The following is a 15,134-nucleotide window of genomic DNA, read 5'->3' as shown; positions in this document are numbered from 1 at the left end:
TCGGGTTGTTACGTCGCGCCCAGCACCATCCAGGCGGTGCCGCGTGCGCGGATCCCGGTGGTGATCGCCCTGGCCAGCATGAACGCGCCGGCGAAGGCGCTCCACAGCCAGATCAGGCCGGGCACGCCCGGGGGTGCGAAGTACCACACCAGCCCGAGCAACGGCAGGTAGGCCACCAGCGTGATCACACCGGCCCAGGCCAGGAAGCGTCCGTCGCCGGCGCCGATGAGCACGCCGTCGAGCACGAACACCCATCCGGCGATCGGCATCAGCACCCCGATCACCACCAGTCCCCAGGCGCCGGCCTGCTGCACCTGGGGGTCGGCGTTGAAGAGGGGCGTGATCAACCAGCCGGTCCCGGCGAAGACCAGGCCGAGCACCGCCCCGGCGGCAGTGCCCCACTGCAGCGACCTGCGCATGATGCGCCGGACCGACTCCACGTCGCGCCGGCCCAGGCCGTGCCCGATCAGCGCCTGCGCGGCGATCGCGAGGGCGTCCAGGCCGAACGCGGCCAGGCCCCACATGGCGTTGACGATCTGGTGGGCGGCCATCGTGACCGCCCCGAGGTGAGTGGCCGCGGCGACGGTCAGCAGCACCGCGATGCGCAGCGTCAGGGTACGGACCAGCAGCGGCATCCCTGCGCGGGCGTTGGCCCGTATCCCGCCGAAAGCGGGTTTGACCGAGACCCCGTGCGCGCGGGCTCCGCGCACCACCACCACGGCCAGCACCACGCCCATCCCGATCTGGGTCAGGGCGGTGGCCAGGCCCGATCCCGCGATGCCAAGCCCCGCCCCGTGTACCAGGCCGATGGAGCCGATGGTGTTCACGATGGCCCCGGCGACGGCGACGACGAAGGGGGTGCGGGTGTCCTGCAACCCTCGCAGGGCGCCGGTGGCGGCCAGCACCACGAGCATGCCGGGGACGCCGGGCAGGGAGTAGCGCAGGTAGTCGATGGCGTGCGGGGCCACCGGGGCCGGGGCACCCATCAGGGTCACCACCCAGGGTGCGGTGACGAACCCGATGGTCATGGTGATCAGGCCGAGTGCGAGCGCCAGCCACATCCCGTCCATCCCCATGGCCAGTGCCTTGGGGGTGTTCCCGGCGCCCAGTTGGCGGGCCACCGCACCCGTGGTGGCGTAGGCGAGGAAGACGAAGATCGCCACCGCGGTGACCAGCAGCGTCGAGGCCAGGGTGAGGCCGGCGAGTTCGTTCACGCCCAGGCGGCCGACCACGGCGGAGTCGATCAGGACGAAGAGTGGCTCGGCGACCAGTGCGCCCAGCGCCGGCCAAGCCAGGGACAGGATGCGACGATCCAGTGCCCGGCCCCGGTCGGCGTGTTGGGCGGGCGTGTCGTCCACGGATCCTCCGACTTCTTTCCATACACAGCATCCACAGGGACTTTTCGTTGTGACGGCACGCTTCTGAGGTGTTATCCACACCTGTGTCCCCGCCCTGTGCACAACGAGGGGCCGCACTGTCCACACGGTGTCCACAGCCTAGATGGTCTTCGTGCACAGGGCGGGAACACCGGGGTTTGGCGTTCGGCCGGTGGGGCCCTAGCCTCGCGCTGGGTGGGTATCCAGGCGTCGCAGGGAAGACGGCGCCGGGGTGGTCGCCCGGGAAGACCGGGAGTGCACCCGGAAAGGCCGACGACGCCAGGCCGGGTCACATGGGCACCGCACCGGTGCGGCCCGACCCGTGTCAGTGGTCGGCTGTAGAACATGAGTACGGAATTTCAGCGAGGACGGCGAGGGGCACAGTGAGACGGAACCAGGGGGTGGGCCGATGAGCCTGGCAGAGATGGCTCCCCCGGGGGAGTCCTTCGACAAGACCCCACCGCAGGACGTGGCGGCCGAACAGAGCGTGCTGGGCGGCATGCTGATGTCCAAGGACGCCATCGCGGACGTGCTGGAGGTGGTGCGGGGCACCGACTTCTACCGCCCGGCGCACGAGGCGATCTACGAGGCGATCCTGGACCTGTACGGCCGGGGTGAGCCGGCGGATGCGGTGACGGTCTCGGCGGAGTTGACCAAACGCGGTGAACTCGGCCGGATCGGCGGGGCGCCCTATCTGCACACGTTGCTGTCGTCGGTGCCCACCGCAGCGAATGCCGGGTACTACGCCCGGATCGTGCGGGAGCGCGCGGTGCTGCGCCGACTGGTGGACGCGGGCACCCGGATCGTGCAGTTGGGCTATGCCACCGATGGCGGGGACGTCGACGATCTGGTGAACACCGCCCAGGCCGAGGTCTACGCGGTCACCGAGCGTCGCACCAGCGAGGACTACGTCCCGCTGAAGGACATCATCAACGCCACCATGGAGGAGATCGACGCCGCCTCCCACCACGGGGACGGCATGGTGGGGGTGCCCACCGGCTTCGTCGACTTCGACGCCCTGACCAACGGCCTGCACGCCGGGCAGATGGTCGTGGTCGCGGCCAGGCCGGCTGTGGGAAAATCAACCCTGGGACTGGACTTCGCGCGCGCGGCCTCGATCAAGCACGGGATGACGTCGGTGATCTTCTCTCTGGAGATGAGCCGCAACGAGATCTCCATGCGGATGCTCTCGGCGGAGTCGCAGGTGCCGCTGAACAACATGCGCAAGGGCACGATGCGCGACGAGGACTGGACTCGACTGGCCCGCACGATGAGCCGGGTCTCCGATGCCCCGCTGTTCATCGACGACTCTCCGAACATGTCACTGATGGAGATCCGCGCGAAGTGTCGCCGGCTCAAGCAGCGACACGACCTCAAGCTCGTGGTGATCGACTACCTGCAGTTGATGAGTTCGGGTAAGCGGGTGGAGTCGCGCCAGCAGGAGGTCTCGGAGTTCTCGCGGGCGCTGAAGTTGCTGGCCAAGGAACTGGAGGTGCCGGTGATCGCGATCTCCCAGCTCAACCGTGGCTCGGAGCAGCGCACCGACAAGCGTCCCCAGATGAGCGACCTTCGCGAATCGGGCAGTATCGAACAGGACGCCGACGTCGTGATTCTGCTGCACCGCGATGACATGTACGAGAAGGAGTCGCCCCGCGCCGGTGAGGCGGACATGATCGTGGCCAAGCACCGTAACGGCCCCACCGACACCATCGTGGTGGCCTTCCAGGGCCACTACACGCGCTTCGTCGACATGGCGCAGTGACCGTGCCGTCGCGATTGTCGAGAGATGCCGCGACGCCGGCACATCTACCCCGACCCGCACAGGGAGATGCCGCAGTTCTGGTCTCGAAGCCCTTGGGGCCCTCCTCGATCTGAGGCATGTGGTGGTAGGCGGCGACGAGTGCGTAGGGCCCAAGTAGGGCGTCTGAGTGCAGTTGGACCACACCGATCACCGACGAGGTCTGCTTGACCACCCTGCAGGATCCACTGAGGTCCGCCGGCGGCACGTACTACCATCGAGGGTGAGAGGCTCGGTGGAGGACTTGAGCGCAACTCTGGTGACGGCAGCGCGGACGGCGTACCAGCGCCGTGACTGGCATGCTGCCCGCGAAGGCTTCACCAAGGCAGAGGCTCAGGAGGACCTGGCCGCCGAAGACACGTTCCTACTCGCGGACGCAGCCTGGTGGCTCGGTGAGGTCGAGGAGTCCTTGGCGGCCGCAGAACGCGCCTATCGCCGCTACCTCGAGGGCGACCTACCCGCGCGGGCTGCGATGGCCGCGATTCACATCGCGGTCGACCTGTTGCTCCGCGGCGACACGGTGCTGGGCTCCGGATGGCTGAGTCGCGCCCAGCGGCTGCTCGACGATCACCCCGACTGCGCCGAGCGTGGCTACCTGATGTACATCCTCGAGGTGGAGGCAGGTCTGGGCGGGCCGGTCGGCGATGACGTGGTGGCGAGCGCGGCCGGCGTAGCGGATCTCGGCCGGCGACACAACGACGCCAACCTGGTGGCCCTGAGCATCGTTGGGCACGGACGAGCGCTGGTCAAGCAGGGCCGCACCACCGAGGGGCTCTCGCTTCTGGACGAGGCAATGGTCGCGGTGCTCACCGAGGATCTCCATCCGACGTGGGCGGGAAACATCTATTGCCACCTGATGGCTGCCTGCCACGAACTGGGAGACGTGCGCCGGCTGGTTTCCTGGACCGGCGCCACCACGCAGTGGCTCGACAGCCTGCCCGCGGCCGTGCTGTTCACCGGGATCTGCCGGGTGCACCGCTCCCAAGTCCTGCAGGCCAGTGGCGGATGGTCTGAGGCCGAAACGGAGGCCGCCAAGGTGTGCGCGGATCTGGAGCACCTGCACGTCGCGAGCGCCGCCGAAGCGCACTACCAGGTCGCCGAACTGCGGCGGCTGCGCGGGGAGTACGACGACGCAGACGTTGCCTATGAGCAGGCCCGTGCCCGGGGTCGCGATCCCCAGCCCGGCCTGGCTCTGCTCCAGTGCGCGCGCGGCCAGCACGATGCAGCCCTGGCCGGCCTCACCATCGCCGTCGGGTCCGCCGTGGACGCGCTGCGGCGTCTGCCGCTGCGGGTCGCCCAGGTCGAGGTCGCGCTGGCCGCCGGTGAGGTGCAGGTCGCGGAGCAGGCAGCCACGGATGTGGCCGGCATCGCGGCTCGTTACGCCACCTCGGGGTTCACTGCCACCGCACACGCCACCCGTGGCGCGGTGTACCTGGCCCAGGACCGCCTGGAGGAGGCGGTGGGCGAGTTGCGCGAAGCGCACCGGCTGTGGAGCGAACTCGGTGTGCCGTATGAGTTGGCCCGGGTGCAGGCCCTGCTCGGGCGTGCCTGTCAGGCCCTGGGAGACCTCGACGGCGCCCGCCGGGAACGTGCGGCGGCGCAGCGGGTGTTCGCCGAACTCGGCGCAGTCGGTGACCTCGAGCAGGTGACGGCCCTCGATGGGACGAGCCGAGGCGCCGGCAAACTCACGCCGCGCGAGGTGGAGGTACTGGCCGTGGTCGCCCTGGGGGGCACCAACCGGGAGGTCGCGGCGGAGCTGTTCATCAGCAGGAAGACCGTGGCCCGGCACCTGTCCAGCATCTTCGCCAAACTTGGCTGCTCCTCCCGCACAGCGGCCACCGCCTACGCCTTCGAGCAGGGCCTCGTGCCGCGCTCACCGCGCTGACCGCCCGACCGTGTCCTGACGGCACTGACTGCGCGCGCCTACCCGGCGCCGTCCGTGCGCTGACCGGGTGACCTCGCCGGTGCTGTGGGTCAGATGACCCATGACAGGTGCGAGGTTGGGCAATCGGCCCGATGCGCGTCGTCGACGTCGACTCCTAGCGTGAGGCAATCGGTCACGAGAAGGGACTCCTCATGTTGGATCTGCGGCAACGACTCCGGGGCGAGGTCATCGACGCCGATGACGCTCGCTATGACATCACCCGCGCCCTCTACAACGGCATGATTGACAAGAAACCCCGGATGATCATCCGCTGCACCAGTGCCGCGGACGTGATCAACGCCGTTGCCTACGGGCGCGAGACCGGGCTGCCGATCGCCATCCGTGGCGGCGGGCACAACGGTGCCGGCTTCGCCAGTTGCGACGACGGCCTGATGATCGACCTCTCGCCGATGAAAGGGGTGCGGGTCGACTCGGCGACCCGCACCGTGACGGCCGGACCCGGGTGCACGCAGGGCGACGTCGACCAGGCCACCCACCCGTCCGGGCTGGCCGTGCCCGCCGGCATCGTCTCCTCGACCGGGGTCGGGGGTCTGACCCTCGGCGGTGGGCACGGGTACCTCACCCGCCAGCAACGTCGTCCTCGCCGACGGCCGATTGGTGACCGCCAAGCCCGAGGAGCACCCGGATCTGTTCTGGGCGGTTCGCGGTGGTGGCGGGAACTTCGGGGTGGTGACCAGGTTCCTCTTCCGCGCACACCCGGTGGACACCGTGTTCGCAGGGCCGATCTTCTTCGACGTCGCCCACGCCCGGGAGGTGATGGCCTGGTACCGCGACTTCCTGCCCAGGGCCGCACCCCGGTTCTCCCCCTTCCTGGGACTCAAGCGGGTGCCGTCGGTGCCGCCGTTCCCGACGGAGATCCGGGGAAGGCAGTCATGCGTCCTGGTGTGCTGCTACGACGGGCCGGAGGACGAGGCTCGTGAGGCGATGCGCCCGATCCGTGACGAACTGCCCACGCCGTTGCTGGACGGCTGCACCCAGATGCCCTACCCGGCGCTGCAGTCCATGTTCGACCCGCTGCTCCCGCCCGGACTTCAGTGGTACTGGAAGGGCGATGTGGTCAAGGAATTGCCCGACGCCGCGATCGATGCCCACTTGGAGCACTCCGCCCGGGCACCGGGTGAGAAGTCCCTGATGCACCTGTACCCCATCGACGGGGCGGTGCACGACGTCGATCCCGCCGACACCGCGTGGCAATTCCGGGACGCCACCTGGTCCATGGTCATCGCTGCCATCGACCCGGATCCCCGGCTCGCGGAGCCACTGACCCGCTGGGCCCGCGCGTACTGGGAGGCGATCCACCCGTTCACCGTCGGCGGGGCGTACGTGAACTTCATGATGGATGAGGGTCCGGATCGGGTGCGCGCCACCTACGGCGACAACTACGGCCGGCTCCTGCAGGTCAAGTCCGCCTACGACCCGAGCAACCTGTTCCATGTCAACCAGAACATCCAGGGGTGAGGGTCATGCCGAGCAGAATCGACTCGATCGAAGCCACTCCAGAAGGCCCGGCCTCCGCGCGTGCCGCACCGTCGGGAGTTGCAACGGCGTCGACCCCGGACTCCGACCGGCTGCAAGCGTTCATCGAACGCTACGGCGCCGACCAGGCCGCCACGATGCACGCCGCCACCGTGGTGCTGGGCGACCGGCTCGGGCTCTATGCCGCACTCGCTGCCCATGGTCCCTGCCCACCCGAAGACCTTGCGGAGGTGACCGGCTGCCACCCGCGGCTGCTGCGGGAGTGGCTCAACGCCCAGGTGGCCAGCGGGTACACCGAGCATGACCCCGCCGGCGGTACCTACTGGCTGACCCCTGAACAGGCGGCGTGCCTGGCGGATCCGGCCAGCCCGACCTACCTGATCGGTGGAATGCTCGCGGCCAGTTCCAACCACAAGGACGTCGACACCCTCGCCCGCGCCTTCACCTCCGGCGGCGGCCTCGGGTGGGGCGGGCACCACCCCGACCTGTACGTGGGCACACAGCGTCTCTTCGGGCCGGTCTATCGCGCCAACCTGGTGCCCCATTGGATCCCCGCACTGGAGGGCATGCAGGCCCGGCTCGAGTCCGGGGCGCGAGTGGTCGACGTCGGATGCGGTCATGGCGAGGCCCTGATCCGGCTGGCCGAGGCCTACCCGGCCTCTCGGTTCGCCGGATTCGACAATCACGTCGCCTCGATCGAGGCGGCACGCACCGCGGCAGCCGAGGCCGGGGTCAGCGACCGCGTCACCTTCGAGGTGGCCACCGCGGAGGACTTCCCCGGCCGCGACTACGACCTGGTCTGCGTCTTCAATGCCTTGCACGAGTGGGGCGATCCAGTCGGTGCGGCGCGGCACATCCGTCGCGCCCTCGCACCGTCTGGGACGTGGATGTTCACCGAACCGCGAGCCGACGACGACCCGGCCGAGAGCGTGCGGGCGCGCACCTTCTACTCCGTCTCCACCATGGTGTGCACTCCGAGCGCGCTCGCCCAGGGCGCCGAGGCGGCCCTGGGCGCCCAAGCGGGGCAGGCGAAACTTGAGCAGGTGGCCGGTCAAGCCGGGTTCACCCGGTTCCGGCGGGCGGCCCAGACCCCGATGTTCATGGTCCTGGAAGCCCGGCCCTGAAGGTGGTGGCCGTGACCCGGGACGTGGACACCGCCCCTCGCACTGCTGAGCGGGATGTGGCGCGATTGGTTCCGCTCGTGGCCGCCGCGATGACCTCGCAGTCATTGTTAGCGGTGCTGACTCCCTCGCTCGTGGCTGTCGCGACCGACCTCGGTGTCGAGGTCGCGGCGGCCGGACAGGCCAGGTCCCTCACCGGCGCAGTCGCTCTTGCAGGAGCCCTAGCCCTGCTGGTCTCGGTCTCGGTCTCGTCCTTCGGGGTGCGACGTCTAGCCGTGGCCGGTGCGTTTCTCGTTCTTGCCGCCAGCGCGTCGGTGGCCACGGCGACCGGCCCGATCCACTACCTGGTCGCCCACGTGCCGGTGGGACTGGCGATCGCCACCCTGCTTACCGCGGGATTCGCCGGACTCGGCGGCTTCACCGGAGGCAGTCGGGCGTGGGCCGCCGGTTGGGTGACCGCAGCCCACGGGTTTGCCTGGGTGATCGGGAGCCCGATCAGCGGTGCCTTGACCGAGCACATCTCCTGGCGGTCCACCCACGTGTTTCCCGCGATCCTGGCCCTCGGTGTCCTCACGCTCGCCGGGCGCTTCGCCGGCCCGGCGGGCACCGTGAGTCGCGGTGGGTTGGCCAACATGCCACGGCCCGCCTACCGCTGGGCCGTGGCGGAGACCTTGGCGTACATGGGATGGGCGGGTGTCCTGACGTACGTGGGGGCGCTGTTCGTGGTGGGACTGGGGACCACCGAAGGGCTGACCGGATGGGTGCTGTCCGCCGGGGCAGTGAGCTTCGTCATCGCCTCGGTCCTGGGTGGCCGACTCGCCGCGGCCGGAGACCTGCGGGTCACGGTGTACGTCCTGTCCGGACTGCTGGCCGTTGCCGTCGCCGGGGTTTTCGGCAGCGCTCTCCTCGATGGCGACGCGCGCCCGCGGTGGCTGGTCGGTGCGGTGGCCTACGCGGTGGCCAACGCCATCGCGGGCGCCCGGATCGCCACGACGAACGTGCTGGGTATGGCTCAGCACCCGGAGCGGCCGGAACTGATGATGACAGCTCTCGCCGGTGCCATTCAGGCGGGCTACCTGCTGGGTGCTGCGCTGTCCGGCCTCGCCCTTGCCGTCGGAGACTGGGCCGTGTCGGGCCTGGTGCTCGCACTGGTGATCGCGGCCTCGGCGGTGCTGACCGCTCTGAGGCCGAGCCCTAATCGGAACGAACCATAGTCGCGTGAGGGCTCGCCGCCGGCGCCATGATCCAGGCAGTGGCGGGCACGGTGCAGTGACCCATCGACTCGGCTTGCGCTGGGGCTAGGCAACGGCCTGCCACTTCACTGGTAGGACCACCAGCGCACCCCGGTCACACAAGACGTGCGCGCTTGTGTGGTCAGCGAGGCGCAGCGGGTGGATCGGTGGTGTGTCGTTCCGCCTCGGCGATGTGCTTGATCGCCGCGAGGGTGCGCGGGATGCCTTGGTGTGCGGCGCGGGTGCGTTCCTCGATCTGGGACGGCGCCTCCGCGCCATACCGCCTGGCGAACATCTCCAGCCCGGCTGGCAGGAATTCCCAGTGCTCGGTGACCTCGGTCCCGCCGTCGACGGGTCGCAGCGCGTAGCCCCACCGAACGTAGCCGTCGCCTACCTCCCAGGCGAACGCCCGGCCTGGCTCCGCCGCGACCACCGTTGACCGTGTCTGCCAGGAGCGCTGCGGTGTCTCATTGAAACCGGTGAACTGCGCGCCGACGCCGGTGTTGTCGGGGTCTTCCCACTCACAGCGACGGCAGATCGGGCTCCATTCACCCGTGCGGGTGACGTCGCTGACCAGGGCATAGATGGACTCCGGTGAAGCGGCGACGGTGATCGACTCGGCGTAGCTTCGCTGCATAGCCTCCATCATCTCGTATGCGCATCGCCGCTGGGGGACGGGTGAGGCCCTACGCACTCAGGGCTCGGGTTGACTCCCCTGGCCGAGCGGGTCTGAGTCAGCTCTCGCCCGGTTGGTTCAGGAACCAGCGATGACCGAACGGGTCGATGAAGACCGCTACCCGCCCGGCGGGCGGACTGTCCTCGGGGCCGCGCGTCATCGATGTCCCGGTCGCGACGACGCGGGCGGCGGCCGCGTCGACGTCGGTGACCGTGAGATGCAGCGACACCGCCGACCCGCGGGTCGGGTCGGGGGCGGCTACCCCAGCGGAGTCGAACTGGTCGGAGATCATCCAGCGCGCCTTGCCGATCGCGAGTTCGCAGTGGCCGACCCGGCCGTCCTCCATGACGATCGGCTCGTAGGTGACCTCTGCGCCCAGCGCGGCGACGTACCACTCGATGGCGGCTCGGGCGTCGGCGACGCAGAGATATGGAGTCAGCTCGGTCATAAGGTTTCCTGTTGGTCGCCGGCGTGGACCGCCCCGTGCACCACCCGGACGCCGTCGTCGATACCCCGCCGTCGGGGCTCGGTGTTGGTCACGCTCACCACGTTAGGACATCACGTCACCTCAGGCGCAACTTTCCCGTTGACAAATCGGCAAGGAGCCTGACTACGCGCGCTTGGAGCGTCCCCTACCCGGTCGCAGGCGACCGCGACCACCTGCTCCGCTGGAGCCAGCACGACGCCCGGAAGGCCGCCCGTCACTACCAGTACTCGACAAGAACGAGTCTGGACGGAACTCTTGAAGTTCGTTCCGCAAGCCGATCCTGGGGAGCATCAAGGATGTTGGACAGGTTCTCTCCTGAGGAGAGGATCAGTACATGTCCCCGAAACGACGGAAGGTCAGCCCGCAGTTCAAGGCCGAGGCCGTGCAGATAGTGCTGCCCTGACGTCGTTACTGGCCGAGCAGGTCCAGTTGACGCGCGCCGGTTCATGGGCAGGACCGGAGTGTGCTGGGACAATACCGGTTCGCCACCCGGGCTCGGGCCCGGTTTGCCATCGCGGGATACATCGAGGTCGACCAACTTCCGCAAAGTGTCGAACCCGTCGTCTGCAATCTGTCGTCTGCGCCATCTGCATAATGTCGACTAGAGGCTCTGCGAACTTGCCCACCGTATGAACGGCATCGGCGCAGTTCTGATCGAGGGGCCGAAGGCGTGCGGTAAGACGGCCACGGCGTTGCGCATCGCCAAGTCCACAGTGCGATTAGATGAGGATGAGTCAGCCCGGATGGCCCTGACGCTGGCACCCGACCAACTGTTCGACCAGCCCACCCCAATCCTCTTCGATGAGTGGCAAGTTGAGCCGGCAATCTGGAACCGTGTCCGCCGGAACATCGACGACCGCGGCCAGCGAGGGCTCTACATCCTCACTGGATCGGCCACTCCGAAGGACGACGCCAAGCGCCACTCCGGCGCCGGCCGCATAGGCACACTCCGAATGCGCCCGATGAGCCTGTTCGAGTCGGGGCACTCCAGCGGCGATGTCTCCATGCGCGACTTGCTCAACGGCCACACCCAGACGGGGTCGGGCGCGGCCCTCAACTTCGAGGATCTGATTCGGCGAATCGTGATAGGCGGCTGGCCGAGCCTGATGGATGCCGATGAGCACGAGGCCCGCTCGTGGCTGCGCAACTACCTCACCCAGATCGCAGAGGTCGACATCCACGCGCTCGGTGCCCGCCGTGACCCCCGCAACATCAACCGCCTCATGGCCGCACTTGCTCGTTCCGCCGGGCAGGCCGTCAAAGTCACCGAGTTGGCGAAGGACGTTGGAGGCCCTGAGGGGCCAATCGCACGAGACAGTCTGTATGCATATCTGGATGCCTTGGAGCGGCTCCATTTGACCGAGAATGCTGAGAGTTGGCGCCCGCATATGCGCTCTCGGACCCGGCTTCGCGCAGCGCCTATTCGATATTTCGACGACCCTTCGGTAGGGCTGGCTGCATTGGGGATCGGAAGTGCTGAACTTCTCGCAGATCTCAGGGCCACTGGTTTCCACTTCGAGTCCCTCGTTATGAGGGATCTGCGCATCTACACCCAGCCACTGGCTGGCACGATCGGTGCATGGCGGGACTCTGACGGCAACGAGGTCGACGCGGTCGTCAGTCTCCCTGATGACAGGTGGGCGGCGTTCGAGGTCAAGATGAGCCCTACTGCTGTCGACGAAGCAGCCGCGAGCCTGCTCCACTTCGCGTCGAAGATTGACGTCAGCAAACACGGCGCACCAGGAGCACTGGGTGTCATCACTAGCACCGGGTACGCCGGAAGGCGCCCTGACGGAGTCCATGTCATTCCGATATCGGCGCTGGGCCCCTGAGCCGACACTTCGCGCAAGTCCCGTGTGTCTCGAACCTGGTGTCACAACTGCAGCCAGCCCCAGCCCATGGCCTTTGGTATGTCGTCGGTTCCTTTGGCCCTAGTCCGTCGTCATAGGTCTGTACCTGTCATCGAAGTTGCGGTGTTGAGTGCGGCGCCGCCGAGCGGCATGTCACCCACGACCACGGCCACGTGCCCAGGCCATCGTGGCCCACCTGCTCCAACTGAACCGGCGGGTAGTTCAATGCTGGATGTATGGGCGTGGGCGGCTGCGTCAGTGCACCTGGGACGCCCCCTCCGCTAGCCGGTCGGCGAGGTCGGTGCCCCAGGACCGGGCCCGGTCGATCTCATCGGCAAGGAGCGGCCCCTCGTACCCGTGGACGTAGAAGCTCTCGGGTTCGACGAGGAGCGTGGCGCCGTGCCGACGGAGCAGCTTGGCGGCCTTCTTGCTCGCGGCGCCCGGCAGGTTGGGGTGGCGGACGTGGGTGTCGAAGGCCGCCACAGGAGGCCGGATCTGGCCGGCCGCCTCGATCCATTCCCGCAGCCCGGCGTCACCTGGGTGGCCTCCGCGTCGGGCGGCGTCCTCGCGGGTCTGCGGGCGGCTCAGGCCGAAAGCGTGTGTAGGGGCGCCGACGACGAGAAGGTGGGTGTCCAGGGTGTCGGCGGGCGGTGCCGCACCGACGTCGAGCACTGTGACGTTGACGCCGGCTTGAGTAGTCACGCCGACGGCAACCGCCTCAGCGACTGCCTTGGTGTTCCCCCAGGCAGATTCGTAGACGATGGTGACATCCATGGTCGGTGTGCTCCTCTCGTACAGAAGGCCGACCTGCACGAGCACCACAGCCACCCCGGTCCTCCTTGAGGTCGAGCGTTGTGTGGTGCCGGTAGGCCGTTGGCTCGGTCAGAGTGTTCACTGGACTCCTCGGTCACTCCCACTCTCCTCCGCGGCCGCGCGGACGCAACCGACTAAAGTCCTTGGCATGCAGACGTCGCCGGTAATCCCGGCGCGCGGGCGCGCCGCCATCGGCGTAGAGCGCAGGTATGGGCCACGGTCCCGCTCGCAGGGCCGTCGACCGTGGTTCACTGGCGTCGTGCCGACATCGGTGCTCCGGGACCCGATCGGGCCCCGGGACCCGAGAGGAGCGACGATGACCGGCAACAAGGGCTTAAAGGTGACAAACACCAAGCCCGGAGGATGGCTGCTGATCTCCGGCATCGGAGGGCTCGGCCACATCGCCGAGCAGTACGCGGTCGCCATGGGGCTGAACAGCCGACGCCACCTGGGACGAGGGCACTCATGAGCGTGATCGCCAGCGCCATCTACGTCGACGGCCTACCGGTCGCCACACCGGACAGCCTGGAGCAGACCCTCGAACTGCTTCATCAACATGGTGGCATGGCCTGGGTGGAGCTCTACCGGCCCACCTCCCAGGAGGTCAGCGTCATCGCGGACGAGTTCGGCCTGCATGGGTTGGTCGCGGAGGACACCGACAAGGCGCACCAACGGCCCAAACTGGAAAGATACGGCCACACCCTGTTCACGGTGCTGCACCCTGCTCGATACCTCGAGGATGTCGAACAGGTCGAGTTCAGTGAACTGCACGTATTCACCCGTCCTGGTCTCGTCGTCACCGTCAGGCAACAGGCGGCACCTGACCTCGGACGGGTCAGGCACCGGCTCGAGACCGACCCGGACATTCTCCGTCTCGGTCCCGGGGCGGTGCTCTACGCGATCCTGGACGAGGTCGTGGACCAGTACGGCCCGGTGGTGGTCGGCCTGGAGAACGACATCGACGAGATCGAGGACGAGCTCTTCGACAGCGACCCGGCGGTCTCACGCCGAATCTACGAACTCTCCCGTGAGGTCATGGCTTTCCAGCGCGCCACCCACCCCTTGGTGGGCATGCTCGAAGGGCTCGAGCAGAGTTTCGTCAATGACGACGTGGACGTGGAGTTGCGTCACCGGCTTCGTGACGTCCATGACCACACGTTGCATGTGGTTGAACGTGCCGACGCGTTTCGGAGCCTGCTGCAGAACGCCCTGGCAGTCAACGCCACCCTGGTGGCCCAGCAGCAGAGCGAAGAGACGCGTCGAGTCACCGAGGCCACCTACCAACAAAGCGAGCAGGTCAAACGGATCTCCTCATGGGGGGCGATCCTCCTCGCCCCCACCCTGGTCGGCACCATCTACGGCATGAACTTCCACCACATGCCAGAGCTCGATTGGGCCTACGGCTACCCCCTCGCCCTGCTCGGGATGGTCGCTCTCGGTGCGGTCCTGTACGCCGTGTTCAAGAGGCACCACTGGCTATGAGTCCCCTTGGTGCGGGCCGTGTCGGACGCACCCGACTAACGAGGCACTTGCACACCGAGTAGGAAAGGTAGTCGCTGGTGGTGTCGGGCTCTTCCCGACGCCCGAGCCGACCACATTCGGTGGCGCGGCCGGGCCGATCCCTTGGGGAGGTGCGCCATGAGCGCACTACTTGTCGGGTACGCCCGATGCTCCACCGATCAGCAAGACCTCACCGCGCAACGCGATGCCCTGCTCAGCCTAGGCGTCGAGATCGAACGCATCTACGTCGATCACGGCCTGACCGGCACCAACCGAGAACGCCCTGGCCTGCGCGAGGCCCTTGCCGCGTGCCGGGCTGGGGACACCCTGGTGGTCACGAAACTCGACCGCCTGGCCCGGTCCCTGCCCGATGCGCGGGCGATCGCGGACGAGTTGACCGCCCGACAGATCAGCCTCTCGCTCGGCGGCTCGGTCTACGACCCGACCGACGCAGTCGGTCGTCTCCTGTTCAACGTGCTCGCCATGGTCGCGGAGTTCGAGTCCGACCTGATCCGGCTGCGCACGGTCGAGGGCATGAAGGTCGCCAAGGCCAAGGGTCGGCTGAAGGGCAAGCAGCCCAAACTCAGCCGAAAGCAGGAAGCGCATCTGGTGTCGCTGGTGCACAGCGGCGAGTACAGCACTCTCGAGGTCGCCGAACTTTTCGGTGTCGGCCGCTCTACCGTCTATCGCGCCATCCAACGCCAACGGCTGGCAGCCAAGGCCGAGCTCGCGGACGCGTCGGCACGAGGCTGAACGTCCACCTTGGCGGCGTCCCGCTCCGGACACCCTCGCGGGACGCCGTCAAGCGAGTTTCCCTCGAAGCCAGCCACGAGAGCGGCATCCTGATGAAGGATCCGGCC

The 15,134-nt window shown here is 68.1% G+C and carries 12 protein-coding genes and 2 pseudogenes; 10 read left to right on the top strand and 4 right to left on the bottom strand.

All coding sequences use genetic code 11. The features are described from left to right. Window positions 1-8 precede the first annotated feature (8 nt). Window positions 9-1,358, bottom strand: a complete 1,350-nt coding sequence (locus tag ACPL7H_RS02520; RefSeq protein WP_424795561.1) for an MATE family efflux transporter — start codon at window positions 1,356-1,358, stop codon at window positions 9-11. A gap of 427 nt (window positions 1,359-1,785) precedes the next feature. On the opposite strand from ACPL7H_RS02520, the gene dnaB reads away from it, so the two are divergent. The 6 genes and pseudogenes from dnaB to ACPL7H_RS02490 all read left to right on the top strand — a co-directional run bounded on the left by dnaB (window position 1,786) and on the right by ACPL7H_RS02490 (window position 8,930). Further along, on the top strand, window positions 1,786-3,138 hold the full coding sequence (gene dnaB / locus ACPL7H_RS02515) for a replicative DNA helicase (protein WP_424795560.1): 1,353 nt from the start codon (window positions 1,786-1,788) through the stop codon (window positions 3,136-3,138). 280 nt (window positions 3,139-3,418) lie between these two features. Continuing rightward, on the top strand, window positions 3,419-5,059 hold the full coding sequence (locus ACPL7H_RS02510; protein ID WP_424795559.1) for a LuxR C-terminal-related transcriptional regulator: 1,641 nt from the start codon (window positions 3,419-3,421) through the stop codon (window positions 5,057-5,059). 191 nt (window positions 5,060-5,250) lie between these two features. Continuing rightward, window positions 5,251-5,628 (top strand): annotated as a pseudogene (locus ACPL7H_RS02505) (FAD-binding oxidoreductase); the annotation flags it as partial. 34 nt (window positions 5,629-5,662) lie between these two features. Then, window positions 5,663-6,577: an FAD-binding oxidoreductase gene (locus tag ACPL7H_RS02500; RefSeq protein WP_424795558.1), complete on the top strand. Its 915-nt coding sequence runs from the start codon at window positions 5,663-5,665 to the stop codon at window positions 6,575-6,577. Between the two features lie 5 nt (window positions 6,578-6,582). Next, the gene (locus ACPL7H_RS02495) at window positions 6,583-7,719 is read left to right on the top strand and encodes a methyltransferase domain-containing protein (protein WP_424795557.1); all 1,137 of its coding nucleotides are present in this window, start codon (window positions 6,583-6,585) and stop codon (window positions 7,717-7,719) included. An 11-nt stretch (window positions 7,720-7,730) separates the two neighbouring features. Beyond that, window positions 7,731-8,930: an MFS transporter gene (locus ACPL7H_RS02490; RefSeq protein ID WP_424795556.1), complete on the top strand. Its 1,200-nt coding sequence runs from the start codon at window positions 7,731-7,733 to the stop codon at window positions 8,928-8,930. Window positions 8,931-9,090: 160 nt separating this feature from the next. Here the strand turns inward: ACPL7H_RS02490 and ACPL7H_RS02485 are convergent, their stop codons facing one another. Both ACPL7H_RS02485 and ACPL7H_RS02480 read right to left on the bottom strand, forming a co-directional pair. Further along, window positions 9,091-9,585 (bottom strand): SRPBCC family protein, encoded by a 495-nt coding sequence (locus tag ACPL7H_RS02485; RefSeq protein ID WP_424795555.1) that lies wholly within the window; start codon window positions 9,583-9,585, stop codon window positions 9,091-9,093. Window positions 9,586-9,682: 97 nt separating this feature from the next. Further along, the gene (locus ACPL7H_RS02480) at window positions 9,683-10,072 is read right to left on the bottom strand and encodes a VOC family protein (protein ID WP_424795554.1); all 390 of its coding nucleotides are present in this window, start codon (window positions 10,070-10,072) and stop codon (window positions 9,683-9,685) included. 668 nt (window positions 10,073-10,740) lie between these two features. On the opposite strand from ACPL7H_RS02480, the gene ACPL7H_RS02475 reads away from it, so the two are divergent. Further along, the gene (locus ACPL7H_RS02475) at window positions 10,741-11,943 is read left to right on the top strand and encodes an ATP-binding protein (protein ID WP_424795553.1); all 1,203 of its coding nucleotides are present in this window, start codon (window positions 10,741-10,743) and stop codon (window positions 11,941-11,943) included. Window positions 11,944-12,216: 273 nt separating this feature from the next. Here the strand turns inward: ACPL7H_RS02475 and ACPL7H_RS02470 are convergent, their stop codons facing one another. Next, window positions 12,217-12,789: a flavodoxin/nitric oxide synthase gene (locus ACPL7H_RS02470; protein ID WP_424795552.1), complete on the bottom strand. Its 573-nt coding sequence runs from the start codon at window positions 12,787-12,789 to the stop codon at window positions 12,217-12,219. A 304-nt stretch (window positions 12,790-13,093) separates the two neighbouring features. On the opposite strand from ACPL7H_RS02470, the pseudogene ACPL7H_RS02465 reads away from it, so the two are divergent. The 3 genes and pseudogenes from ACPL7H_RS02465 to ACPL7H_RS02455 form a co-directional block, all read left to right on the top strand. Next, a pseudogene (locus tag ACPL7H_RS02465) lies at window positions 13,094-13,207 on the top strand (zinc-dependent alcohol dehydrogenase); the annotation flags it as partial. Window positions 13,208-13,239: 32 nt separating this feature from the next. Continuing rightward, a complete protein-coding gene (locus ACPL7H_RS02460) occupies window positions 13,240-14,256 on the top strand; it encodes a magnesium and cobalt transport protein CorA (RefSeq protein WP_424795551.1) in 1,017 nt (338 codons plus the stop codon). Window positions 14,257-14,412: 156 nt separating this feature from the next. Continuing rightward, window positions 14,413-15,027 (top strand): recombinase family protein, encoded by a 615-nt coding sequence (locus ACPL7H_RS02455; protein ID WP_424795550.1) that lies wholly within the window; start codon window positions 14,413-14,415, stop codon window positions 15,025-15,027. Window positions 15,028-15,134: the final 107 nt, after the last annotated feature.

The organism is Pseudactinotalea sp. Z1732, assembly GCF_049724975.1.
Classification (GTDB): Bacteria; Actinomycetota; Actinomycetes; order Actinomycetales; family Beutenbergiaceae; genus CALKWS01.
The sequence above is the reverse complement of the archived record's forward strand: the minus strand, read 5'-3'. Positions and strand labels throughout refer to the sequence as shown.